The sequence below is a fragment of the Thalassotalea euphylliae genome (assembly GCF_003390395.1).
GTDB lineage: Bacteria > Pseudomonadota > Gammaproteobacteria > Enterobacterales > Alteromonadaceae > Thalassotalea_F > Thalassotalea_F euphylliae_C.
In genome coordinates, this window is the sequence record NZ_QUOV01000001.1 from 4,007,876 (window position 1) to 4,031,838 (window position 23,963).

21 protein-coding genes are annotated in these 23,963 nt (G+C 43.2%); 8 read left to right on the top strand and 13 right to left on the bottom strand.

What is annotated here, in order from left to right; all coding sequences use genetic code 11:
- Positions 1-18 precede the first annotated feature (18 nt).
- From DXX92_RS17570 to DXX92_RS17595, 6 genes are read right to left on the bottom strand one after another with little or no spacing between them, the layout of a single operon-like run.
- Positions 19-1,182 (bottom strand): glycosyltransferase family 4 protein, encoded by a 1,164-nt coding sequence (locus tag DXX92_RS17570; RefSeq protein ID WP_116001969.1) that lies wholly within the window; start codon positions 1,180-1,182, stop codon positions 19-21.
- Positions 1,183-2,715 carry an oligosaccharide flippase family protein gene (locus DXX92_RS17575; protein ID WP_116001970.1) on the bottom strand — a complete coding sequence of 511 codons (1,533 nt, stop codon included), beginning with the start codon at positions 2,713-2,715 and terminating at the stop codon, positions 1,183-1,185.
- On the bottom strand, positions 2,708-4,033 hold the full coding sequence (locus tag DXX92_RS17580) for an O-antigen ligase family protein (RefSeq protein ID WP_116001971.1): 1,326 nt from the start codon (positions 4,031-4,033) through the stop codon (positions 2,708-2,710). The genes DXX92_RS17575 and DXX92_RS17580 overlap by 8 nt, the downstream gene beginning before the upstream one ends.
- A complete protein-coding gene (locus DXX92_RS17585) occupies positions 4,030-5,121 on the bottom strand; it encodes a glycosyltransferase (protein ID WP_116001972.1) in 1,092 nt (363 codons plus the stop codon). The genes DXX92_RS17580 and DXX92_RS17585 overlap by 4 nt, the downstream gene beginning before the upstream one ends.
- Entirely contained in the window at positions 5,114-6,235 is a 1,122-nt protein-coding gene (locus tag DXX92_RS17590; RefSeq protein WP_116001973.1) for a glycosyltransferase, read from the bottom strand. The genes DXX92_RS17585 and DXX92_RS17590 overlap by 8 nt, the downstream gene beginning before the upstream one ends.
- Positions 6,232-6,663 carry a serine O-acetyltransferase gene (locus tag DXX92_RS17595; RefSeq protein WP_116001974.1) on the bottom strand — a complete coding sequence of 144 codons (432 nt, stop codon included), beginning with the start codon at positions 6,661-6,663 and terminating at the stop codon, positions 6,232-6,234. Before DXX92_RS17595 ends, DXX92_RS17590 begins: the two co-directional genes overlap by 4 nt.
- 98 nt (positions 6,664-6,761) lie before the next feature.
- Between DXX92_RS17595 and DXX92_RS17600 the strand changes: the two genes are divergently transcribed.
- The 4 genes from DXX92_RS17600 to DXX92_RS17615 all read left to right on the top strand — a co-directional run bounded on the left by DXX92_RS17600 (position 6,762) and on the right by DXX92_RS17615 (position 11,275).
- Entirely contained in the window at positions 6,762-7,355 is a 594-nt protein-coding gene (locus DXX92_RS17600) for a sugar transferase (protein WP_116001975.1), read from the top strand.
- Positions 7,355-7,972, top strand: a complete 618-nt coding sequence (locus DXX92_RS17605; RefSeq protein ID WP_116001976.1) for an acetyltransferase — start codon at positions 7,355-7,357, stop codon at positions 7,970-7,972. Before DXX92_RS17600 ends, DXX92_RS17605 begins: the two co-directional genes overlap by 1 nt.
- 8 nt (positions 7,973-7,980) lie before the next feature.
- Entirely contained in the window at positions 7,981-9,183 is a 1,203-nt protein-coding gene (locus DXX92_RS17610) for a DegT/DnrJ/EryC1/StrS family aminotransferase (RefSeq protein ID WP_116001977.1), read from the top strand.
- A gap of 97 nt (positions 9,184-9,280) precedes the next feature.
- Entirely contained in the window at positions 9,281-11,275 is a 1,995-nt protein-coding gene (locus DXX92_RS17615; protein ID WP_116001978.1) for a polysaccharide biosynthesis protein, read from the top strand.
- 107 nt (positions 11,276-11,382) lie between these two features.
- Here DXX92_RS17615 and DXX92_RS17620 read toward each other — a convergent pair whose 3' ends face one another.
- The 3 genes from DXX92_RS17620 to DXX92_RS17630 all read right to left on the bottom strand — a co-directional run bounded on the left by DXX92_RS17620 (position 11,383) and on the right by DXX92_RS17630 (position 14,222).
- The gene (locus DXX92_RS17620) at positions 11,383-12,480 is read right to left on the bottom strand and encodes an NAD(P)-dependent oxidoreductase (protein WP_116001979.1); all 1,098 of its coding nucleotides are present in this window, start codon (positions 12,478-12,480) and stop codon (positions 11,383-11,385) included.
- 62 nt (positions 12,481-12,542) lie between these two features.
- The gene (locus tag DXX92_RS17625) at positions 12,543-13,007 is read right to left on the bottom strand and encodes an RNA methyltransferase (RefSeq protein WP_116001980.1); all 465 of its coding nucleotides are present in this window, start codon (positions 13,005-13,007) and stop codon (positions 12,543-12,545) included.
- A gap of 12 nt (positions 13,008-13,019) precedes the next feature.
- On the bottom strand, positions 13,020-14,222 hold the full coding sequence (locus tag DXX92_RS17630) for an MltA domain-containing protein (RefSeq protein WP_116001981.1): 1,203 nt from the start codon (positions 14,220-14,222) through the stop codon (positions 13,020-13,022).
- Positions 14,223-14,380: 158 nt separating this feature from the next.
- Between DXX92_RS17630 and DXX92_RS17635 the strand changes: the two genes are divergently transcribed.
- On the top strand, positions 14,381-14,929 hold the full coding sequence (locus DXX92_RS17635) for a sel1 repeat family protein (protein ID WP_116001982.1): 549 nt from the start codon (positions 14,381-14,383) through the stop codon (positions 14,927-14,929).
- A 123-nt stretch (positions 14,930-15,052) separates the two neighbouring features.
- Here the strand turns inward: DXX92_RS17635 and DXX92_RS17640 are convergent, their stop codons facing one another.
- The 3 genes from DXX92_RS17640 to DXX92_RS17650 all read right to left on the bottom strand — a co-directional run bounded on the left by DXX92_RS17640 (position 15,053) and on the right by DXX92_RS17650 (position 19,397).
- Positions 15,053-15,877: a hypothetical protein gene (locus tag DXX92_RS17640; RefSeq protein ID WP_147301986.1), complete on the bottom strand. Its 825-nt coding sequence runs from the start codon at positions 15,875-15,877 to the stop codon at positions 15,053-15,055.
- Positions 15,878-15,982: 105 nt separating this feature from the next.
- Positions 15,983-17,806, bottom strand: a complete 1,824-nt coding sequence (locus DXX92_RS17645; RefSeq protein WP_116001984.1) for an alkaline phosphatase — start codon at positions 17,804-17,806, stop codon at positions 15,983-15,985.
- Positions 17,807-17,816: 10 nt separating this feature from the next.
- Positions 17,817-19,397 (bottom strand): alkaline phosphatase, encoded by a 1,581-nt coding sequence (locus DXX92_RS17650; RefSeq protein WP_116001985.1) that lies wholly within the window; start codon positions 19,395-19,397, stop codon positions 17,817-17,819.
- 465 nt (positions 19,398-19,862) lie between these two features.
- On the opposite strand from DXX92_RS17650, the gene DXX92_RS17655 reads away from it, so the two are divergent.
- Entirely contained in the window at positions 19,863-20,357 is a 495-nt protein-coding gene (locus DXX92_RS17655; protein WP_116001986.1) for an acyl-CoA thioesterase, read from the top strand.
- Between the two features lie 80 nt (positions 20,358-20,437).
- On the opposite strand, the gene DXX92_RS17660 is transcribed toward DXX92_RS17655, so the two are convergent.
- The gene (locus tag DXX92_RS17660) at positions 20,438-21,289 is read right to left on the bottom strand and encodes a PEP-CTERM sorting domain-containing protein (protein WP_116001987.1); all 852 of its coding nucleotides are present in this window, start codon (positions 21,287-21,289) and stop codon (positions 20,438-20,440) included.
- 342 nt (positions 21,290-21,631) lie between these two features.
- Between DXX92_RS17660 and DXX92_RS17665 the strand changes: the two genes are divergently transcribed.
- Positions 21,632-22,897 carry a S1 family peptidase gene (locus DXX92_RS17665; RefSeq protein WP_116001988.1) on the top strand — a complete coding sequence of 422 codons (1,266 nt, stop codon included), beginning with the start codon at positions 21,632-21,634 and terminating at the stop codon, positions 22,895-22,897.
- Positions 22,888-23,850 (top strand): FHA domain-containing protein, encoded by a 963-nt coding sequence (locus DXX92_RS17670; RefSeq protein WP_116001989.1) that lies wholly within the window; start codon positions 22,888-22,890, stop codon positions 23,848-23,850. Before DXX92_RS17665 ends, DXX92_RS17670 begins: the two co-directional genes overlap by 10 nt.
- The last annotated feature ends 113 nt before the right edge of the window (positions 23,851-23,963 follow it).

Here is a 23,963-nt window from a genome sequence, read left to right on the forward strand (position 1 = left end):
AGGGGTATCGCGCGTTCACTATTCGACTATGATGTCAGCAGACTGCGCCGTATTATCGCTTGCATTGTCGCACTTAACATTGAGTTCCATCAAAGAAAATAACTGTTGATTCACTCGATTAACATCGAAGTAAGTTTCGACAAATTCTCGACTCTTTTGAGCCATCACAGGCCATTCATCGCTGTTTTCAATAAACCAAAGCATAGCGTTGGCAAGCGCATCCACATTTTTGCTTGCCACTAACTTGCCATTCTCGCCGTTAATTACAGTATCGCGACACCCTGGAACATCGGTTGTTAAAATGGGGCGGCCGATGGCCATTGCTTCCAGCACAGTTCTGGGCAAACCTTCATGATAAGAAGGCAGTGTATAAATATGACATTGTTCGATAAATGGGCGCACATCCTTTTGTTCACCCAAATAATCAATGTACTCTCGCCATTGTCTAACATCATCGGATTTAAGCCCGTCAGGTGAGGGGTCAAAAGGACCTACAAGCTGAAAATTTACTTCAGGATATTTAGCTTTAACTTGTTGCGCAGCTTGGGCGTATTCTCTGATGCCTTTGTCACCCAATAATCGGGCGATCAAAAGAAAAGTTATAGGCTTTTCAGGCAACGGTTGTTGAGCATAGTCGGTAAGCGATACGCCTGAACCATGAACTCGGCCAGTTTTTTCAATATTTACTAACTTTTCATCAATAAATATCAGCTTGTTTTCGTTATTCTGGAAAATCACTTTGCTCGCAGAACATAAGCTAAAACGATACAAACATTTAACCAAGCCTCGTATTAGTCGCCTTTTAAACGAGCCTTTTTCAAACGCATAACCTAAGCCAGTTATCATCGCATAGAACTGAGTTCTGGCAATTAGCTTGGCCGCAATGCCTCCCCAAATAATTGGCTTGATAGTATATGCGAGGATCTTGTCAGGCTGCTCAGCACGAAACAGTTTTAACAATTGCCAGAGTGTCGAGAGATCCGCTAAGGGATTTAGGCCATTACGCTCAACCTTATAACCAACAAAACGAGCTCCGATAGCCTCTATCTGTTCAATAATATCGCTAGTGGCATATGCTGTTGATACCACAACATCATGCCCTTGAAGCACTAATTGCTCAATTAAGACACCGCGAAATTTAATAATGGAATCAGGGAAAGCGCCAAGAATCATTACTTTCATTTACTTAACACCTCTCACTTCTGCCCTAGCAAACACATTGTTCAAAATACCTTTAATCCATTGCTTTTCTTGTTTATCAATGAATAGCCAATAAATCAGAACCAAATAACCCATAAGAAAAAGAAGGCACTGGCAGATTAAGCCAAACCAGCCACTAAGCTCAGGTATGATGAACGCAGAGCCTACAACGGCAATACTTAGTACTGGCAACATAAGAACAGCAGTTTCATAGTAAAAACGCTTAATCTCTATACCTAGGCTACCTAAGTAGCGGCTAATTAATAAAACTTCACCGATAAGTAAAGTCGCTGCAGTACCAATTGCGGCGCCAACCAGCCCATAAATATTGACTAAGAACACGGAAAGCATGATATTTAGGCATGCAGTAGCCAGTAAAATAAGACTTTTTGTTTTATGTTTATTCATTCCGTGCAGTAATGCATTACTAGCGCTGAGCGTTAGTACAAGGGTGAAAGGTATCATAGGAAGTAATGCGACCCAGTAAGCTAATTGAAACTCTGAACCAACAAATAGTTGGATAAATTGCTGTCCAAATAGAATAAAAATACCGAGTACAAACGCCAGAACGATCAACTGCATTCGACCGACTTTAATAAGCTCATCAGTTAATTGTGTCATCGTTGCTTTCGCTGTCACCATGCTGATTATTTTCGGTGCGAATACGTTTGAAATCGTACTAGCAAAGGCAATAAAACATAGAATAAGCTGAATACCAACGCTAAAAATAGCTACCGCTTCGCTGCCTTGCATGTAGCCAATAATAAGGTTATCAACACGCCAGTTTATTTGATTAACAATCACAGCAAGTGCTACAAACCCACTAAAAACAGCTACCTCTTTCAAAGCTGCAAAATTAAAGCCTTGGAACGAAACTTTGAACTTAAGTTTCCAGAAAACGAAATAGATACGCATCACCGCTTGGCAAACATTAATAACAAGGTCTATCAACGCAATTTCGATCACGCCGTAACCAAGCAATAATGCACCAACAACCAGCGAGCAGCGGAGCAAAAAGAATGAAATTTGAGAGCTTTGCTCAAAGACAAACTTTTCGTGCGCAGTAATTATGCCGGTAAAGCTGTTACTCATTAGAGTCACAATCACACTAAGTAGCAATAGCGCATAGCTTTGTTTGAGTAGGCTTATTTCCTCTAAGGTCAAGCTCTCAGCAAACATGTTGGGTAAATGCCACCAAATATAGCTGCCCACCGCAAAGACAAGCATCGCAATTAACGTATAGATAAACAGCACATTACCCAAAAACTGATGTTGAGCTGGTACGTCATTTTCAGCACGATACTTTGCAATGAATCGAACAGTTGTATTTGATAAGCCAAGCTCAAGTATTACGAGATAAAGTGCTAATGAAGAAACTAGGCTGTAGATCCCGTATTCACTGACCCCCAAATGATGAATCATAAAAGGGATAAGCAATAAACCGAGAATGTTTCTTAGCGAGATAGATAAGTAGCCTAACGCCACGCCTAGGCTGCGCTGTTTAGCGTCATTCATGTTTGGCTCGGCAGGTATTTAAGATGATCATTAGTAACAACAAGTAGCTGGTATATTTACCTAAGTTCTGTAAGCTCAAGCAATATAAACTGAAGACAATAAGCGGTAACAAACTGATCGCATAAATTTGCTGAGTCGATGTTCTAATTTTTTCAGCTTTAAAGCACAGATAAAAAAAATAAAGAAAGATAAAACTGCCAAGCAGACCAAAACTGACAAGCAACTCTATATAAGTATTGTGGGGGCCAACAACCTCTGTAAACACGTTATTGTTCAAAAAGAAATGGTTATAGTAACCGAGGTAACCATTGATTCCTGCACCAAAGAGCAGAAAACTTAAATCTAACTGCGTAAATAGCGTTAAGTATTCCACAAAAATAGTACTACGAGCTCCAGTCAGATCGGCGGCATTATCGCTAGAGAAACGCTCGAAAATTGCCAGTTCTGTAGCAGCACCATGCCAATAGAGCACAAAGCCTAGTACCACTAACACTGCAAAAAATACAACACTCCGATAGACCATTTCCCCGATAGCGGTGCGAAAATACAAAACAAAGTAAAGCAACAAGCTAAAACTCGTGACCAAGAAAAAACTTCTAGAAACAGTTATTGCCCCAACTCCTAATAATGCCGCGCAAAGCGCCAATTGGGAGATTGAAATCCGCTCTCTGGGCTGACTGGGTAAATAAAAAAATACCAATAACAAGCAAAATAACCCGAAATTGTTCGGGTCGCCGGCAGCACCAGAAAAGCGTTGTATAACATTAGTGTTATATACCACTTCGGGATGAAATACCTGACTAAGCAGGCCAAATAACGTCGAAAATACAAAGCCAAGTAGAAATGCAAACCGCAATTGCGCAAAACTGGCATATTTTCTCTTGTCAAAGATCAGCATGACCACCAACAAAAATAGTAATAGCCAACGAATAGTTTTGCTTGAGAACACCACTGGATTGTAGATGATATGCAGCAATTCAAAGCCAATCAGTACAAGTGCAGCAATAATGCCAGGAAGGTAGTATTGGCTCCTTCCGCCTTCAGTTAGCAGGTAACGCCCTAACACAGCTAAATAAATCAAAGTGGCTAGAGATACAGGCAAATAAGGATTTGTCGAAAACGGTGCCAAACATGGGATCAAGAAAATTATCAATTGTATGCTGCGAGAGAAAGGCAACAAGCCTGCAACAGCAACCCCAATAGCAACTACACCTAACATTAGAACAGCTTGTTGCGTGATCGCCAAAAGTAAAAAAATAAAGCCTATTAGCATAAGCTCGACGGGAAATTTCTGTACTGACCCCAAAGTTAACTTCATTGGATTTGATAAATACCGATAAGCTTATCGACGACTTCATCAATGGAATAACCATGACGTGAAAAACACGCCAGCGCCTTGCTATCTGCTGCTTTGGGTGTCATAAGATTTAATTGTTCAGTCCAGCGATTAGGCTCTGACAATGACAGAAATTTCAAACTGCCCATTCCCATGTCTACTTCTTTTGCGACAGTGTTTGACACTAAACACGGAAGATTACTTGCTTGCGCTTCTAGTAGGGCAACTGAAACACCCTCAAAAACTGACGGCATAATAAAAGCGTCAGCGATGGCCATAAGTTTAGCAATCTCATTATTTGACGCCAGCAGGGAAAAACGCTGATTAAGGTTAGCAGATTCAATTTGCTTCGCGACTTCTGTTTTTAACGGGCCATCACCTACGCAAACAAAATGAATATCGTTATATAAATTCTTATCTTGCGCCAAGGCTAGCAAAAACTGATGGTTTTTTACCTTGGAAAATCGGCCGACATGTAAAACCAAATGTTTGTGCTTAGGTAGCTGATATTTCTCGTAAAGTGCTTTTCGACTATTATCTGATAAATTGGGCAGGTTATATTTTTTTACATCGATAGCATTGTTTAATTGTTCAAAACGACGTTGACCAAATAAGAAGCTTCCTGCTTCTTGACCACAAGCAACATATTGATTGCTAGCTGCTCTCGTTAGCTGCTTAATCACCCCAAATAAGGGTCGTAGCCATCTTGCCTCCAAACCTGCAGTATGAGAATGGCAAACTCTTACTGGTACATTGGCGAGCTTTGCTTGCCATAACATAACCACATTCTTAAAGCTGTTGTGCACGTGAATGGCTTGGTAGCGTGTGCCATTATTTAGTATTTTTCGAAATGCAGCCATATAATTGAGCGGTTGCTGCCTAAAAGTGGGAAGAATAAAAACACGGCCGCCTAAAGCAGTAATTTCCTGCGCTAGCGGGCCGTCATTAAAGCTAATAAAGTCAAACTGCACAAGGTTTCTATCTAGCGCTCTATACCAGTTCATGACCACAGAGGAAATGCCACCTAACGCTAAGCTGGGGATAACCTGTAATACATGATGCCTAGCCATGAGCGTTATACGCACTAATCAAAGTAGAACGGGTTTGTTCTAATGTATAACCACGCTGCTTAAGCTGATTATCAATTCGGTGTTTGGGTAAAACGGGAATATTTGCCGCCTTCTCAATAGCAACTTGCCAATCACTTAACGGCCTCTTCAAATCAATAAATTGGCACATTCCTAGACCAATATCAGCTTCTTCTGGTAGGCCTGTCGACAATACACAGGGCAATCCTGCGGCCTGAGCCTCCAAAGCAAATACACCAAGCCCTTCGTTAAAACTGGTCATCAAAGCAACATCAAACATGCCCAAAATATCTGCAATGTCGTTGCGCTTTCCCCAGAACCTTACTTTACCTTGAAGCCCGTTCGCTGATACTTTGCGTTCAATTTCATTACGCAATTCTCCGTCCCCGATCAAATGCAAACGTACCGCTTTACCAGCTATCTTAAGGTTTCGCTCAGTTATAAATTGCAGTAATTCAACTAAAAACTGATGGTTTTTAACTGGGGAAAATCGAGCGACACAAACTAGGTTCAAAGTATCAGTGGGCAGTCCAAGGCGACGCTTATCTGAGTCGCTAAAGTTTGTTCGATGTTGAACTTGCTCAAAGTTAAAAGCATTGGGAAGACAATCATACTGGCTTTTATGACCGAATAAGAAGCGCCCTGCATCGTTTGAAATCGCAAACTTATGGGTCGCACAAATATTTGCTAAGGTGCGTCCAAGAGCAAACATGACTTTAGTTTTGAAGCTAATTTCGTTAGTACTTTTATTGCGCGCATGAACAACGCGTACTTTTAGACCTGCTAACCACGCAATGAAAACCGCTATACCAGAGTAGTATGAAGTATGGGCATGCAACACATCATATTGGGGCGCACATTTTAGTAGACGATATAAGCCTAACAAATTAGACAGCAGGCCATGCCTAGGATTAGGAATGTGATGAATTGTGCCTCCAGAGGTTAAAATTTCGTCGCTAAAGTAACAGACTTCATCCGTCATAATCACAAACTCGTTGACAACCCCTGTGCCTTCTTGCGTACGATATATATCCATCATACGACTCTCGGCGCCACCTAAGTTAAGGTTGGCGAATAAATGCAACACTCTAATCATGCGCTCACAACTCGTCGCGCAGGTATTCCTACCACCGTAGTGTTTGACTCCACGTCCGAAAGCACAACCGAGTTAGCGCCAATTTTAGCGCCATCGCCAATCGTCACGGGGCCAAGTATTACAGCACCAGCGCCGATAAATACCCCTTTACCTATAGTTGGCACACCGTTTTCGCTGCCTGTTTTACCATTGCCACCTATTGTGACATTTTGATAGATCAAACAGTTATCCCCTATTTGTGCATCACGATGAATTACAACACCTAAGCCATTGTGAAAGAAGCCAACATTTTTACCAACATCAGCGGTATATTTAAGATCACAGGCAAAAATAATTCGGCTAAGTTTATAAATAATCTGGGGAATTAAAGGGATGCGTTTGAGATAAAGATACCGCGCCAAGTAATACCAGCGAACAACTGCGTGCATAGAGGAATAAGTTTTTTGATTTTTATTATGTAATCAATTTACTATGGTTAAAAATTAAAATAAAGCACTCTAGCGCTGAACTCAAAATAAGAATAATAATGATAAAAAGACTATTTGATTGCACGATTGCAGTCTCTGTTTTGCTGCTTTTATCGCCTTTGATAATCCTCGTCGCAATACTAGTTCGCATCAATTTAGGCAGCCCGATTCTTTTCAAACAACCAAGACCTGGCTTGCACGGTAAGACCTTTCATATGGCCAAGTTTCGTTCAATGACCAGTGAAACAGATGCTGAAGGGAGCCTTCTGCCAGATGCTGAGCGTTTAACTCGATTTGGTAAATTTCTACGTGCGTCGAGCATGGATGAACTACCAGGTCTTTGGAATGTATTAATCGGCAATATGAGTTTAGTGGGGCCAAGGCCCTTATTGGTTGAATACTTGCCACTTTATTCACAAGAACAAGCCCGTCGTCACGATGTTAAACCTGGAATTACAGGTTGGGCGCAAGTTAATGGCCGCAATGCACTGAGCTGGCAAGAGAAGTTTGATTTAGACGTTTGGTATGTAGATAACCAATCATTTTGGCTCGATATTAAAATTCTGTTTTTAACCGTTTACAAAGTGTTAAAACGCAGTGATATATCAGCGCAAGGTCAAGCCACTATGACCAAATTTACCGGAAATAGCTGATGACTAAGCTAATGATTATTGGCGCAGGGGGTCATGGCCGTGTGGTTGCCGATTGTGCGCAGGCGATGGGGAGATTTGAGGAAATTGTCTTTGCTGACGCCAGTTATCCTAACAGAGAGTTCAATAGCCATTGGCCTATTGTTGCTCAGGATACTGGATGGCAAAAATATTTGAACCAATACGAATTCATCGTCGCCATCGGTGATAACCATGCAAGACTGAAGATGATCGAGGAAATTCGTAAAGCAGGCGGTCAGTTGGCTAGCTTGATTCATCCTGCTGCAGTAGTTAGCCCCTACGCAAACATAGGCGATGGCTCGGCAATTTTTGCCAATGCTGTTGTTAGTGTTAATTGTCAGCTAGGTCTCGCAACGATAGTAAATCACAACGCAACTATCGACCACGACTGTAAGCTCGGTGACGCCTGTCATATCGCACCTGGAACTAATATTTCAGGCGGTGTAACACTTGGCCATAAGGTCTGGGCAGGTGTCGGTAGTACTATTATTCAAAATCGCCAATTAGCGGATAACGTTTACCTAGGTGCAGGTACGGTTGTTATTAAAGATATTGAGCAAGCTGGCACCTATGTCGGTAATCCAGCGCGAAAGTTATAAGGTTTTACGTGTTAAATACTAAATTTTCCCCATGGCCGAGCTTTAGCCAAGAAGAAGCGGATGCGGCATCAAAGGTATTATTATCCAACAAAGTCAATTACTGGACAGGACAAGAAGGCCGTAAGTTTGAGCAAGAGTTTGCGCAGTTTGCCGATTGCCAACATGCCGTTGCTGTTGCTAATGGTACGCTAGCGCTCGATTTAGCCCTGCATGCGCTCGATATTGGCGAAGGCGATGAAGTTATCGTCACCCCTCGTACCTTTATTGCATCAATTAGCTGTGTCATTAATGCAGGCGCAACACCTGTATTTGCTGATGTTGATTTAACCAGCCAAAATATTACACCTCAAACCATTAAGCCAGTCATTTCAGACAAAACCAAAGCAATTATATGTGTGCATTTGGCGGGTTGGCCATGCGATATGGATGAAATTATGGCATTGGCAAGTGACCACAAGTTATTTGTTATCGAAGATTGTGCGCAGGCGCATGGCGCCAAATACAAAGGCCGCTCAGTCGGTAGTATTGGTGATGTCGGTTGTTGGTCGTTCTGCCAAGATAAGATTATGACCACAGGTGGTGAAGGCGGCATGCTCACCACGAACAACGAAGCCTTATGGCGTAAAGCCTGGGCCTTTAAAGACCATGGCAAATCTTACAATGCCGTATTTGAACGAGAACATCCGCCCGGCTATCGTTGGCTACATGAAAGTTTTGGGACTAATTGGCGTATCACTGAAATGCAATCTGCCATTGGTCGTATTCAATTGACGCGCATGCCTGCGTGGCAGCAAGCTCGACAAGCTAATGCGGAAAAAATTCTAGCAGAATGTGAGCGTCAACCTTGGCTTACCGTGGTAAAACCGTCAAACGATTATCAGCACGCCTACTACAAATGCTATGTGACTATCGTACTGGAGGAGTTACCTCAGGGCTGGTCAAGAGATAAGGTTATTCAGGCGATAAGCCAGTTGGACGTCCCTTGTTATTCAGGCAGTTGCTCCGAAGTTTATAAAGAAAAGGCATTTGATAACACTCACTTTCGCCCAGCAAGCCCCCTCAGCAATGCCAAAGCGCTTGGCGAAACCAGCTTGATGTTCCTTGTTCATCCAGCCTTAACAGAAGCAGAAATTGCGCAAACTTGTTTAGCGATCAGGCAACTTGGCGAACAATTTGCGGAACAAAGCAACAAAAAGGTTACCAAATTGTAAATATTTGTAATGACAAGTTAATTTAATATTGTCATCATGGTTCAAAAGGATACACCCCAAAACGGAAGTACAAAAATAATAAAAAGGTGTATAACCCATGAGTAGACGTATCGATCTGATCCCAAGCCAGATCAAGCTTGTTATTGCCCTAAGTTATGATTTAGGAGCGCTGAGCATCGCTTTTTTCCTGTCGTATTTCTTGCGTTTAGGGGGCGATATGCATGTGTTCACGCTTGCTGAGCTCTCCGTATTTGTCTTAACCGCAGGCTTTACTTTGAGTTGTTTTTACTTGCTCGACGTCTACTCTTCCATCGTTCGTTACTTTAATGCCAAAGCCTCGCTTAAAATCACAGGCATTTTAATTGGTGCCGCGTGTGTCTGTTACCTTTCTTCGCAAGTGATCGACGCGTTTGTGCCACGCTCTATTCCTTTCTCTTTTCTCGTACTATCAACTTTGCTTATTGCAGGGGCTCGTGCCTTAGTAGGAATTACCGTGGGAGAGCGCTTATTTGAAGAGCGTGACCAAGTAGTGATCTATGGTGCAGGTAGCACTGGTAGGCAACTGTCAACCGCACTAAACCAAAGTAACAAATACCATGTATTAGCGATTGTTGACGAAAAAACCCGCTACAAAGGCCGTAATCTGCACGGCACAAAAATCTATGGCCTAGACCAGTTAGAGCTGCTTATCAAAAAATACGGTCAATTTAAGGTGCTGATTGCGGTCTCGCAAGTCAACCCTGAGCGTATGAAAGAAATCGTCAACTTTTTTGAACCCTATGCGCTAGAGCTACTCACTGTGCCTTCAATGCACGATATGGTTTCGGGCAAGCATAAAATTGACGAGTTACGAGAAGTCTCGGTTGATGAATTACTTGGCCGCGAGCCAGTAGAGCCCATTCCAGCATTGCTTAGCGACAATATAAAAGAGAAAGTCGTATTAGTGTCAGGCGCAGGAGGGTCGATTGGTAAAGAGCTTTGTCGTCAAATCATTAGCCAAACCCCACGCAAGCTCATTCTATTGGATGTCAGCGAAGCCTTTTTATACGAGATCAATCAAGAACTTAACGAGTTCCAACAAAGCCACAACACAAGCATTGAGCTTGTTCCGACGATTGGTAATGTGCAAAACGGCATGCTGATGACCCGTATTATTCGCACTCATCAGGTACAAACCATATATCACGCGGCGGCCTACAAGCATGTCCCTATGGTGGAAAACAATGTCATTGCAGGCATTACCAATAATGTTTTAGGCACATATGAAATTGCCCAAGCGGCAGTTTTTTGTGAAGTTGAAACCTTTGTTTTAATTTCAACCGACAAAGCGGTACGCCCGACCAATGTTATGGGAGCTACCAAACGAATGGCAGAGCTTGTGTTACAAGGACTCGCCAAGCGCGACCATCAAACGCGCTTTGTGATGGTGCGATTTGGCAATGTCTTAGGTTCGTCAGGCTCTGTTGTTCCTTTGTTTAAAAAGCAAATTCGCAGCGGTGGCCCAATTACCGTGACTCACCCAGATATCATTCGCTATTTTATGACCATCCCTGAAGCCGCTCAGTTAGTGATTCAAGCAGGCGCTATGGGTAAAGGTGGCGATGTATTTGTGCTAGATATGGGTAAGCCGGTGAAAATCGTCGATTTAGCCGTGAAAATGACCCATATGATGGGCTTTACCGTTAAAGACCAAAACAACCCTGCTGGCGATATTGAAATACAATACAGCGGCTTGCGCCCTGGTGAAAAACTTTACGAAGAGTTATTAATTGATGACCATGCGCAGGCAACTGACCATCAGCGTATTCTTACCGCAAACGAGCGCTCAATTAGTTGGGCGGAAGTGATGGTGCTACTCAATAAAATCACTGAAGCAATGAAAGATGACAACATCGACGAAATTCGTCAATTGCTTATCGAAGCGCCATTAGGTTTTGTCCCCGCAGAGCACAGCGCTCATAGCCTTGAGCCTGCTGCCAAAGTAACTGACAAAGCGGCTGATAAAATAGAAAGTGTTGATCATGTTCAAACAGCGAGCACAAGTACAGAAAATACAATACAGCCAGTTTCATCCGCGCCGCTGCTTGTTTGATGCCAATAACACGCTAACAAGTTCGGCTAGCGTGTTATTTGTCAGATGTATCTAGACTTTAAATCTACAAGAGAGTTTAGTTATGCTGGTTAGGCTGGTTAGGCTGGTTATGCTAAAAAAGGCTTCCATGCATATTCAGGTAGCATATGCATACCAGCATTAAAATTATCACTGTCTGAAAACATATGCTTAACGCCGGCCGCCATCAATGCCAGCGAGACGTCAAAGGCATTTAAACTATCACCGTAGCCAGCGGTTAAGTTAAACATTGCACCATTTGATAGCGCATAAAAGTAACGCTCACCTCGGCGATACTCGAAAATTTCTGGCATCAGTTCATTCACTTGATAATCGGTTAATGCATCGAGCCTGATTTCATGACTAACATGACCAACATTCATCACAAACGCCCCACCTTTTAACTGATTTAACAGTTCAGCAGAAAGTACACCAGCAACGCCTGTTGCGGTTACTATCACATCGGCTTGCAAAGCTGCTTCATTTAACGACTGACAGTGCCAACCGTCATAGGCGGCAAGTAATGCACGTGAAGGATCGTTTTCTGCAATAACCACTTGGCCACCAAATGCTTTAGCGGCAGCCGCACAGCCTTGCCCAACTAAACCATAGCCAACAATAAGCACTTTCTTTTCATGTAACGACAAATGAGTTCGCTCCATAAAGGCTTGCCATGCGGTTAACCCCACCATATGGCGATTATGCAAACCTTCTTTAGCATCTAGATCATCCCAGTTAAACACCGGATGTTTAAGTGACAAATCTTTTAGCGCCGATACCCCAGAGCCCGTACCTTCAAGGCTAGCAATCACACTTTCGCCAGCACCTTGATGATAAATACTACCGAGTTGCGCGCCAAATTCGCACAAGTAGTGTGGCTGCCAATCCAGTGCGTCATATAGTGATTGTTGCCACTTTTGATCAGACATGTTTTTCCATGCTTTGGCTTCTGCACCGAGCGACACCAAGTATTCGACCACTTCATTACGCACTGTGGTTGGATTGCACGTGGTGACAAACAATTCACCACCTTGGCGCAAATACCCTTCGTAGAACGCCAGCATTTTAATATCTAGATGGGTACTCACTGCCATGCGCTTGCCTGAGCAATCACCTAATTGCTTAACAACATTGGCGGTACGCACCATATGGCGATTATTCCACGCCAGCTCTTGGGTAAAATTCATGGATAACTCCGTTTAACTGTTTAGGGACGCCCCAGATTTGAAAAGGAAAATAGGTAATGAGGTTAACTAAGTTTTGCCAGTCGATCATACATCACGATGCTACCCGCAACCGACACGTTAAGGCTGTAATCACCCGGCAATTGCACTAGTCGATGACATTTTTCCAGCGCTTGTGGTGGCAGGCCAGATTGTTCGTTGCCAAGTAAATACACGCAACGGTGAGGGTGTTCAAAGCGTGTAATATCGTGCGCATTTTCGTCTAACTCTACGCCAATCAATGGCGTGTCGTAAGGCAAGTTTGCTACTAACTCATCAATAGAGTCGTAATGATACAAGGGAATTTTCTGCCACGCGTTAACCACATCGGTGGTTTGCTTTTTGTACTTTTTATCAACGGTGAAAATAAATGCTGCACCCAAAATATAAGCAGAGCGCCATAGGGTGCCAATATTGATTTCATCAACATTATTCATAATGCCAATGCCGAAGAAGCCATTTTGAGCATAAGTTTGTTTTAAGCGAGCCATAGTTTACATGTGTTATTTATTAGTTTTTTTAAGAAGAATCCAAACATCTGCATAGTCGGGCAAATGTTTATTGGCAGCATAGTAATCTTGCCAGCCGCGGTAACTCCCTGCGAGCAAGTCTAATTGGAATAGATTATTGTCAAACGCACCGCCCTCGTCAGCCAAAATAGCTAAGCGAGCTTCAGAATTAGTGCCTTCAGAGTTAACGCTTTGAGTGGTGTTATCGCGAACTTTATAGTTAAGCAACATCAATTTGCCTAAGCCGAGCTGCCTGACGTTACCTGCTAAGCTGACTTGCGGTTTAATCGCAATTTTATTCGGCAAATCTTGCCCATACCCGAGAATACTTGGCACTTCGGCGAAATACCAATAACGCGCTTGTTCGCGCTTGCCGATATGGTAGTCATAAGCAATGCCATTATTGCGATGAACGTTAAAATAGCGCGTATTTCCATCGACCTGCAACACGCCCGTACCTTGCAAAAGCACATCATGTAATGCTTCTTCGGTCATCCAAACAAGTGGTTTGGCAAGCTTGCCTGCTAGCAAAGCACCTTTTATTACCTCTTGTCGCGTGTATTTATAGCGAGTGAGCTGTTCTTTTTTGAGCTCTGCAGCTTGCTTAGAGAGCCCTTTTTCGTCAAACGGGAGTTGGTAAAGCGCTTGATCAAAGGTTGCAGTTTGCACACTGCTGCCATCGAGCAACTTGGCATAATACTTAGTTAAAAATAACTGCCGCTCAGGGATATTATTAAGTAATCGCGACTTCACTTCATTCGTGCTACTGCTGGCAATTTTAGTCGCTGTTGGTTTATCTGGATACCAACGAACAAAATCAAAGTTCGCTTTAACAAAGGCGTTATCATGCAATCGACTCGGCCGCCCTGCTCTGACGTCGCTGCGGTAGGTCTCGCACAAAAATGCCAGAGTTTCGTTAACCCGCTCAAGAGAAACGTTATTGCCAATCACAGCACCATGGTGCACCGCTTTTTCGTCATCAGGATTTTGCACAATGTATTGCTGCGTATTGTCAGCAACGATACACAATTCACTGCCCTTAAAGCCTTTTAGTTGGCCAAAATCAGGTTGATGGTCAACTTCAAAAGATGCTGCTGCAAACACCTTAACCGAGCTTGCTATAAATACACTAGTTACAAAAGCAATCGCGATAGCGGCATAGGCGCTTGAGCACAGAATTCGGAGCAAATTTTTCATTAAAGAATGCAGGTGTGGTAGCTAAGAAGAATCAAGATCTTATCAAGATTTGTGTCAAGAATAACAGTATTAAATACCCTGTTACATTTCGACATCTCTATCGTGAATTTGCTTCATTAAAATACAGGCTGACATGGAGTTAACCAGAGAGTATCAAGATGAAAGCCAGCCTACTGTATTTAAACAAAGTCATGATCACTAGTTCACTGGCGCTAATACTAGTGATAAGCCCCACCAGCCATGCTCGTTCAAACCAAAACGATTTAATTGCTATTGATACCTACCAGCAAGATATCAAACAAGCATTAGCTCTTTACCAAGCAAAAGACTTTACCAAAGCCTTGCCTGCACTTGAGGAAATAGCAAAGCGAGGAGATAAGAGAGCGCAATACATTGTTGGCACTATGTATTTGAATAGCCAAGGTACTGCGCAAGACTTAAAGAAAAGCTATGCTTGGCTTACCGTTGCCAATGAGCAAAAAACCAAAGCATGGAAAAAGCCACTGCAAATGCTGGATGAAAAGCTACCCGCGGATTTTTTAGCATTAGCTAATCAAGAGGCTGCCGATTATGTTGAAAAATATGGTGCCAAGGCGCAAAAGCTTAAATGTCGCCCAGTAAAAACCTTGGGTTCAAAAAAAGCCAAGCATACATGTGTCAAGTCTGAGCTCAAACCCGGATTCTATTTTTTAGCCCAGCGCAGCTAACCACTGAGTCTGCTAACAATATTAGAAGACTGACTTGAATGCCAAATCCTTTTGCTAAAAAGGCTAGCGGCATATTTGGCATTCAATCGCTTCGCTAAAAAACAATGATGAAGGGCGCAACTACTAGTGATGATGGTGACCACTTTGGTTCGTAGCACCGGAAAAGCCCTGGTTGATCATCTTCGCTAAAAACGGGTTATTTTCGTTGTCGCCGACATCCGCATAGTCAGTTGTTGGCAATGCGTCCCACTTGGCAAACTGTTGATGAGCAGCTTGCTTAGCCACTACTTGATCGTTTTCGAGTTTAGTTAACTGCAAACGGTTTGTTTGCCCATTGTCTTTATTCGTCACAACAAGCTCTTGCGGTAACTCCACAGCAGATAACCATTTAAGCTGATACTCATGTGTTGCTGTTTCTAGTGCATAGTGTTTCACTTGCTGGCAGCCTTGCTCGCTTGTTTGTTCGAGGCTCATGCTCGTTAATAAATCTTGCTTGATCAAGCTGCGAACATAGTGCCACTGACTCGGAGTTTTCAGTTCATCCGATTGATACTCAATACCTTGTTGGTACTGTTCGAAAACACGGGTTAACTGCTGTTGATTGTGCTTACTTAAATACCAGATATTAGCAATTTGGTGTTTGGGATTATAATGAGCAACCCGCTGGCCTTTGCGAACAAGTACTAATTCCTGAGCACTTTCTTGAGTATTGTGATTGCTATGCGCTTCACCATGAAAAGCATGCGCTGCGGCGTGATGCTTCGCATACGCATTTGAATCACCAAAGCTTTGCTCAAAATGCGCGACTAAATAGTCAGCATTGCATGATTGCAACCCTGAGTCTGTCTTATCATCCTCACCCGCTAGTACTAAAGCCGGTAAGCTTGTTAACAGTAAAATAAAACTAACTGATTTTGTCATTTTCATCATTGACGATGGAGGACGCATAGCGCCTTCCAATTCCTTTTATTGCTTATTTTTTGTTACTTTCTTGTATTACTTATTGGTAAGGCTGAGCTTTCGGTATTCCAAAAGCTCAACGCTTGCGTACTGCTACTCTAGTGCTTCGTCCGCTTGCTCAACAAAGTTGGCAGCATGATTCATAACATGGAAGATCAAACTTTGCTCATTAGTCCCTGTCACTAAGTGTGCACCTGGCCCCATCGCATAGACACCAACATCTTCACCCGCATGCGTTTCAGAGCTTAGCGGGATCAAAGCTTCTTGATGGAAGCCTGAAGACTCGGTGTTAACGGTCGTTAAATCTTGACGGTCATTGACGATTTCCATGCTGTAGGCGACATCGGCATCGTTTTCACTCCCTAAGTCTTTATAGCCTCGACCATTAGTGTAACCCACAGTGGTATATGGTAAGCCGTCTGCCGCAAGGCTTGGCTCTTCATTACCAACACTTACCACTTTACCCAAAATTGGGTTACCGCGTTTCGGGTAGCCGGCAATGGTAAAGACATGGCTGTGGTCAGCGGTGACAATAATTAAGGTGTCTTCTAGGTTCGTTGCTTTAACCGCTGCATCAACTGCTTTAGCAAACTCTATGGTATCGGTTAACGCGTTATAGGCACTGCCTGCGTGGTGACCATGGTCGATGCGACCCGACTCAACCATTAAGAAGAAGCCTTCATCATTGTTATCCAGTACATCAATTGCTTTCGCTGTCATCTCAGTGAGCGACGGCTCGCCTAGAGCATCTTCACTGCGGTTTGCTTCATAGCGCATGTGCGACTCGTTAAACAAGCCGAAAACACGCTCTGTCGTGGCAGGATTAATGGCATCAAAGCCAGCTTGGTCGATAACATATTGACCAGCACTGTATTTAGCTTGCCACTCAGCAGTTAGGTCACGGCCATCGGTGCGATCACCTTCTATACTGCTTACCGCGTCACCAGTATTGAACGCTGCATCTTTTGGCAAGAAGTGACGACGACCACCACCGAACATCACCTCAATACCGTCAACATCTAAGCCTGTAAAACGGGCTTCTAGATTGCTCTCAAAATTCACAAGTTGCGAAGCAATGTCTTCACAGCCAGCGGCAACTGCATCGGCAGGCATGTCGGAAACATCTTCCCAGTTGCGATCCGCCGACTTTGCATAAGTTGCCGCGGGCGTTGCATGGGTAATACGAGCCGTAGAGATAACCCCCGTTGATTTGCCAACAATTTCGGCCATTTCAAGCGCAGTAACCAACTCTTGGCCAGCGACTGAGGCACAATCACTGCGCGATATCCCCTCGGCAACACCAATCACGCCAACATCGGTTTTAACACCAGACATCATCGCTGTCATCGTGCCCGCAGAATCTGGAGTTTGCGCATCAACGTTGTAAGTTTTAACAAAACCAGAATATGGGAATTTATCAAAACTTAGCTCGTACTCTTCACCCGCTAAGCCGGCCTGCTGCCCCGCCATAATTCGCGCTGCAGTAATGGTTGAAATACCTAAGCCATCGCCGACAAACAAGATTACGTTTTTCGCTTGGCCTTTGGCGATTTCAATTGCCTCAGCACGGTTTTGTGCAATTTCAACGCGACGCTTAGCTTGGGTAAACCAAGTATTGGTGCTGGTAACATCAGCGGCACCTCCGTTAGCATTTGTAATGGTTGGTGCACAGACAAATTCCGTGGCATCAATTTCGCCAGCATCAAGCGTATTGTTGCCGTTGTCATCTAAACCCGAGTCAATTTGAACGCCGCCGTTTAAGCAATTGGCGTTACCCACCGCTAGCGGGGTTTGCAGCACTAAACTGTTTAAACCATTGGTACCATTTGTGCCGTTTGTACCGTCGCTACCATCGTCACCGTCACAGCCCGTTAGTGCGACCAAAATTGACAACGACAAAATTTTTAAAGTTTTCATGTCACTACTCCTAGTCGTTCAGTAAGCCAAGGGATTGATTAATTAAATGAAACACAACATTTTGCTCAACAACACCTTGGGCTAAATGTGCGCCTGGACCTTTAGCATGAAGTGAAATATCTTCACCAGCATGGGTTTCAGAGCTTAACGGAATAGTGGTTTCTTGGTGAAAACCTGGGGCCTTAGTATCAACCGCGGAAATATCTTTACGGCCCGAATTTGGGTCAATGCCGTAAATAGCGTCAGCATTTGTTTCACTGCCTAAATCAGCAAAACCACGACCATTTGTGTAACCAAGTGTGGTGTAGGGCATGCCGTCAGAGGCTAAACTTGGCTCGTCGCTGCCTACTGAAACCACTTTTCCTAAAATTGGATTACCACGTTTAGGGTAACCGGCAATGGTAAATACATGGCTGTGATCCGCTGTTACTAAAATCAAAGTTTCTTCAGGGTCTGTCGCGTCAGCAGCTGCTTGCACAGCTTTGGCGAACTCAACAGTATCGTAAAGCGCGTTATAAGCATTACCTGCGTGGTGACCGTGATCTATGCGACCAGACTCAACCACTAACAAGTAACCCTTGTCATTATTGTCTAAGATATCAATCGCTTTGCTGGTCATTTCAGACAATGAAGGCTCACCGGCAATATCGTTGGCGCGATCGGCTTCGTATTGCATATGTGATTCGTTAAACAAGCCCAGCACTTTGGTTGCGGTTGAAGCGTCAATTGCATCAAAACCCGCTTTGTCCATAACGTAAGTGCCACTGCTGTACGTGGCTTGCCATTCGGCAGTCAGATCACGCTCGTCGGTGCGATCGCCTTCTACCTCACTGCGTGCATCAGCACTGTTAAATGCCGCATCTTTAGGTAGAAAGTGACGACGGCCACCGCCCATGGCAACTTCAATACCGTCTACATCAATACCAGGAAAGCGCATTTCTAAATTCTTCTCAAAATTAACGAGCTGAGAGGCGATATCTTCACACCCGCCAGCAACAGCAGACTCTGGCATGTCTGATACATCTTCCCAATTGCGATCAGCCGATTTGGCATAGGTAGCGGCTGGTGTAGCATGCGTAATACGAGCAGTAGAAACAACACCTGTCGATAGGCCACGAATTTCTGCAAGCTCAACTGCGCTGACTAGCTCATTACCCTTAACGGTTGCGCAATTGCCACGTTCGATATCTTCGTCAACACCGATAACCCCAACATCGGTTTTTACACCTGAAATCATTGCCGTCATTGTGCCCGCAGAATCAGGGGTTTGCGCGTCAACGTTGTAAGTTTTAACCTGCGCAGAATACGGGAAAGTTTCAAACGACAAATAACCTTCTTCGCCTGATTGCCCTGCCAATTGCCCTTGTAAAATACGTGCTGCCGTTAAGGTAGAAATTCCCATACCGTCACCGACAAATAAAATGACATTTTTGGCTTTGTCTTTGGTTGTTTGCGCAAGCTTGTTTGTGATCACTTGCTCGGCATTGCTGTACCAGCTACTTGATTTTTGCACATCTGGTAGCACTGCCGCCTGTGCGCTCGTTGCTAGTGCCGAAGCAATTAGCGAGCGAAGAATCCATCGAGAATGCATGTCTCGTTCCTCTGAAGTTTGTTTTTAGTTTGAAGTTGCTTTGGAGGGCTTTTTTTATACCAATTGAATTAATTAGTTGATCAATTATGGAGCAGGAAAAAGGTTCATAAACAAGGCGTTATTTTTTGGTAACTAGTTATTCTAATTTCAAAAATAACAACGCAGTTGATGAGCGTTTTAACCAGCCAGAATGATCAAGTATTTATTGAAATTGGTATTCTTCTTTGCCGCAGAAGTTGCCCAACAGCGAACCGAATATAGGTGAGAAAAATGACAGCTAGGTGGCGTGTTTATTACTGACGTATGAACAATTGTTGACACTAGACTAACAAGTGTCACACAGGTGTCATTTTGTGAATGACGATTAAAAATGGCGGCTTTCCCACCAGAAGCATTTGCATTTATATGATAACTAGATGATTATCAGATTTAATTTATTCAGCAATTGCATAAATAGGGCTATTTATGACAACAGATAACACCCCCACAAGTAATACCGTAGAGTTTCGTTTTCTGGCTGAGCCAACCGATGTTAACTTTGGTGGCAAAGTACATGGCGGTATGGTGATGAAGTGGATAGATCAAGCTTCCTATGCATGTGCTGCTCAGTGGAGTAAACACTACTGTGTAACGGTATCGGCTAACGCGATACGCTTTATTCGACCAATTCTTGTCGGTCAATTAATTAGCATTGAAGCGCGAATTGTTCATACCGGAAAATCGAGTATGCATATTTATGTGGTTGTGCGCGCTGGCGACCCCAAAACAGGTAAACAAGCGGTTACCAACCGATGTTTCATTACTTTTATGGCGGTCGATGATACTGGCTATCCAACGCCAGTTCCTGCTTATACGGCGATAAGCGACGAAGATAAGCAGCTTGAAAAAGTGGCAATTCAAGCGAAAGACTTTGCTAAAAAGCTCGATAATGATTTTGAAGAGAAATTAGGGTGGAAATAACACCACCCTAAACCTTAACGATAGACGTAAACAGTGCAGCACGGGCTGCAAGCTGCCTAACATTTGTCGTTGCAAAAGCGTTATGTGCGACGACGAGCAATTAAACCTAAACCTAAAATTAACATTACCCAAGTTGTCGGTAATGGCACCGCAACCGCAGGCTGGTTGTTAGATAAGCTGCCACCAAAGGCCGCAGTTAAGCCACTCGTGTCCGTAAAATTAAGAGACAGCGTGTTCCAACCATCGGCAGTACCTGCAAACGTAGACGCTGAAATTTCAGTCAATACATAAAATGACTGGCCATTATCGATATTAAATGACAGATTGCCGGGGACATCCTGCTCACCAAACTCAATACCAACTTGTTCAATGCCCGCTTGCTCAAAGTTTCCACCCAGTTCTTCGTATAGATACTCAATATCAAACGGGTCCCAGCGTAAAAATCGATCACTTGAGCCGGTTAGTACTGCGACAGAAGCCGTGAGATAATTAGTAACATCAACTCCAGAAGGTGACACAACACCATGCAAGTTGAAATTTAAATCTATGTTGTGATCATCACTTCCTTGGTAGGTGTAATGCTGAACAGCAAATGCTCGAGCAATACTGTTTTCACCAAACTCAGAACTTGCGTAGACTTTTAAGGTTGGCAAAAAGCCAAAGCCGTCAAGATTTGCATAGGCTCTAGACTCACCAAAATCACTGTATCCGCTCACTGAGCCTGAACTGTGGTGTTGACCACCTTCTTCATCGTAGGCAATGATATTAGGAAAAAAGTCACTATTCACACTACAGCTACTATGACCGCAGTCTCCAACAACTTGCGAGTTAACATACACCCCCCAACCATCAATTAAAGAAGCCGAGGCTTGTTGTGAGAAAATTAGTACAGAAGAGAGAAAGGCTAGTCCTAGTTTTTGTTTTTTAAGCATTTATTGCTCCTTGCTACTTGATAAAACGAGCTCTAGCAAGCAAAGGTAGTACCAGTAAATTTTTATTTAACAATTTCAACACCTTAAACCAAATAAAATCTCAACCAACAAGTCAGCTGTAAAGATTACAGACAACTTACTGTTTATTTTTCAATCACTTATGATTATAAAATAAAAATAGTGGAAAACTGAAAGAAAACGCCTGCTGCATCGTACTTTTATCTGTAGCGTCAAATCGAGTACTCAACCAATTTATGCAATTAATGATTTTTTCATTTAAGTACTGTTGGTTACCTCAAATACTTGGCACAATGAATTGAATTAGAAGCAATGGAAGTCTTAATGAAGGTATTAATTACTCTGCTGTTAATCTTCAGCCCACTTTTCTCTGTGTTTAAGCTGTCTGCAGCTGAACAAGCGGGCACAATTTTTAAACAGTTAGCACCATCACTATACCAAATCCGGCTAATTGATAAGGCCAGTGGTGAAAAATCAACAATTGGCTCAGGTTTTCAAATTACCGCCGACGGATTAATCGCAACTAACTATCACGTTATTTCAGGCCATGCCCAGTACCCTGAGAAATATCACATTCAATATTTAGATCATCAAGGCAATAAAGGCGAGCTAAGCTTAGCCAGTGTTGATGTTATCAATGATCTGGCCTTGGTGAAGCGCGAAGTACCTGCGCCAATGGCATTTTTCTCGATTGCAGATCATGCGCCAACCAAAGGTGAAAAACTCTATTCGTTAGGTAACCCACATGATCTTGGAATGATTGTCGTTCCCGGTACCTACAACGGTCTAAAAAAAGAATCCTTTACTGACAAAATCCATTTTACGGGTTCAGTGAATTCCGGCATGAGTGGCGGCCCAGTGGTTAACAAAGCAGAGCAAGTCGTTGGTATAAATGTTGCCACTTCGGGTAATCAGATCGGGTTTTTAGTGCCTCATGACAAGCTAGCTAAGCTGTTTAAAGGCTATAAAAGCTCGCCTCCTGAAACCATAGAGCAACAAATGGCGGAGCAACTTATTGCCAATCAAAAAGCCATGGTCGATACCCTGTTGACCAGCCAGTGGCAGCCCAAAATGCTAGGCTACGGTATAATTCCAACCATAGATGTACCTTTTATCCGCTGTTGGGGTGAGTCGAATACCGATAAGCAAGATGCGCTTATTCAATCAGTTGTCGCCAATTGTGCAATGGATGAAGACACTTTTATCGATAACAACTTTTTTACTGGTGGCATCGAAATGCAGTTCCAATATATGGAAACCAGTAAAATTAGCGATTTTAAGTTTTATCATTTGTATCAGCGCCAAGTCGCACGTGCAGTTGCAAGTAACAAAGCGACGAAAGACGATGTTACCGAATTTGCCTGCCATCACGACATTGTGATGCCAGCATCTAGCAAAATTAACAACAAAAGTATTTTGTGCACACGCAACTATAAAAAGTTTCCCGACTTATTTGATGTACTTTATTTAGGTTTATCGGTTGACCGTGATACGCAAGCATTAATCAGTCACTTCACCATTGCAGGTGTCGAGAAAAACATGGCATTGGCCTTTACTAAGCAGTTTATGGAGTCAGTATCATGGAAATAATTATCGAAGAGTTGAGCAAAGGCCATAAGCTTATCAGCCGCCAAAAGTATAATAATGGCTCGGTAAAAATTGGCCGAGCCTACAATAACGATGTTATTGTTAGCGACCCTCATGTTTGCCCTGAGCATTTGTCGGTTAATTACAACGGCGAGCACTGGGTAGTAGAGGATGACAATAGTCTTAACGGCTCTTTTTTAGGGCAAAGTAAACAGACAGCTCATGGTCACATTGTAAAATCAGGCGATGTGATTGCCCTTGGCAACAGCCAAATCCGCCTGCTATTTCCACAACATCCCGTGCCAGAAAGTGTGCCATTTAGCGCCTTTGAAACGTTAATCAATCTTGCCCGCAATCCTCTGGTCATAGGGTTAAGTATTTTGCTCTTTACGCTGGCCTCCGGTTGGTTAACTTACCTTGATAAAGGCAAAGAAGTTAACTTTACCCAGTTGCTTGTGCCTGCCATTGGGATGGCCTTGGTGTTTAGCATATGGCCAGCGCTCGTTTCCTTGGTATCGCATTTAACCAAGAACGACGCCAGAGTAATGCATCAAATCGGCACTTGTTTTGTGTTTTTCTTGCTACTGATGCTGACGGATATAGTGCAAGCCTTGGTTAGCTTTAATACTTCCAGCAATTGGCCTATCGCATGGCTCACCTATGCACTGCCAATTGGCGTTGCATTTACTCTATTTTGGCTAAACTGTTATATCGGCTTTCATATGAGCGAGCGTCGACGTATGGCTGCGGCAGCAACCTTAACCTTAATATTCTTCGGTGGTGGTGCTTTAGTTCATTTCAGCAGACAGCCAGAATTCAATCCTAGACCACAATACGACGCCACCATCATGCCACCGAGCTATTTATACTCGAGTAGCAGTGATGTTGATAGCTTCCTTGACGATGCTGAGAAATTATTTGAGAAAACACGTCAGCAATCGTTAACGGAAAAATAATCAGCAATATCATTAAGATCAAAAAAGCGAGCCTTGAGAACCAAGACTCGCTTTTTTATTTATGTGGTTTTTATTGTTTAATGCTTCATTATCTAAACAATGGGTTGAGCAGA

Bases quoted from the DNA above. Each gene is read 5' to 3' on its own strand.
- DXX92_RS17585 (WP_116001972.1), bottom strand. From the start codon at position 5,121: ATGGCTAGGCATCATGTATTACAGGTTATCCCCAGCTTAGCGTTAGGT.
- DXX92_RS17660 (WP_116001987.1), bottom strand. From the start codon at position 21,289: ATGCTTAAAAAACAAAAACTAGGACTAGCCTTTCTCTCTTCTGTACTA.
- DXX92_RS17650 (WP_116001985.1), bottom strand. From the start codon at position 19,397: ATGCATTCTCGATGGATTCTTCGCTCGCTAATTGCTTCGGCACTAGCA.
- DXX92_RS17635 (WP_116001982.1), top strand. From the start codon at position 14,381: ATGAAAGCCAGCCTACTGTATTTAAACAAAGTCATGATCACTAGTTCA.
- DXX92_RS17605 (WP_116001976.1), top strand. From the start codon at position 7,355: ATGACTAAGCTAATGATTATTGGCGCAGGGGGTCATGGCCGTGTGGTT.
- DXX92_RS17590 (WP_116001973.1), bottom strand. From the start codon at position 6,235: ATGATTAGAGTGTTGCATTTATTCGCCAACCTTAACTTAGGTGGCGCC.
- DXX92_RS17570 (WP_116001969.1), bottom strand. From the start codon at position 1,182: ATGAAAGTAATGATTCTTGGCGCTTTCCCTGATTCCATTATTAAATTT.
- DXX92_RS17670 (WP_116001989.1), top strand. From the start codon at position 22,888: ATGGAAATAATTATCGAAGAGTTGAGCAAAGGCCATAAGCTTATCAGC.
- DXX92_RS17640 (WP_147301986.1), bottom strand. From the start codon at position 15,877: ATGCGTCCTCCATCGTCAATGATGAAAATGACAAAATCAGTTAGTTTT.
- DXX92_RS17655 (WP_116001986.1), top strand. From the start codon at position 19,863: ATGACAACAGATAACACCCCCACAAGTAATACCGTAGAGTTTCGTTTT.
- DXX92_RS17645 (WP_116001984.1), bottom strand. From the start codon at position 17,806: ATGAAAACTTTAAAAATTTTGTCGTTGTCAATTTTGGTCGCACTAACG.
- DXX92_RS17625 (WP_116001980.1), bottom strand. From the start codon at position 13,007: ATGGCTCGCTTAAAACAAACTTATGCTCAAAATGGCTTCTTCGGCATT.
- DXX92_RS17600 (WP_116001975.1), top strand. From the start codon at position 6,762: ATGATAAAAAGACTATTTGATTGCACGATTGCAGTCTCTGTTTTGCTG.
- DXX92_RS17595 (WP_116001974.1), bottom strand. From the start codon at position 6,663: ATGCACGCAGTTGTTCGCTGGTATTACTTGGCGCGGTATCTTTATCTC.
- DXX92_RS17615 (WP_116001978.1), top strand. From the start codon at position 9,281: ATGAGTAGACGTATCGATCTGATCCCAAGCCAGATCAAGCTTGTTATT.
- DXX92_RS17575 (WP_116001970.1), bottom strand. From the start codon at position 2,715: ATGAATGACGCTAAACAGCGCAGCCTAGGCGTGGCGTTAGGCTACTTA.
- DXX92_RS17665 (WP_116001988.1), top strand. From the start codon at position 21,632: ATGAAGGTATTAATTACTCTGCTGTTAATCTTCAGCCCACTTTTCTCT.
- DXX92_RS17580 (WP_116001971.1), bottom strand. From the start codon at position 4,033: ATGAAGTTAACTTTGGGGTCAGTACAGAAATTTCCCGTCGAGCTTATG.
- DXX92_RS17630 (WP_116001981.1), bottom strand. From the start codon at position 14,222: ATGAAAAATTTGCTCCGAATTCTGTGCTCAAGCGCCTATGCCGCTATC.
- DXX92_RS17620 (WP_116001979.1), bottom strand. From the start codon at position 12,480: ATGAATTTTACCCAAGAGCTGGCGTGGAATAATCGCCATATGGTGCGT.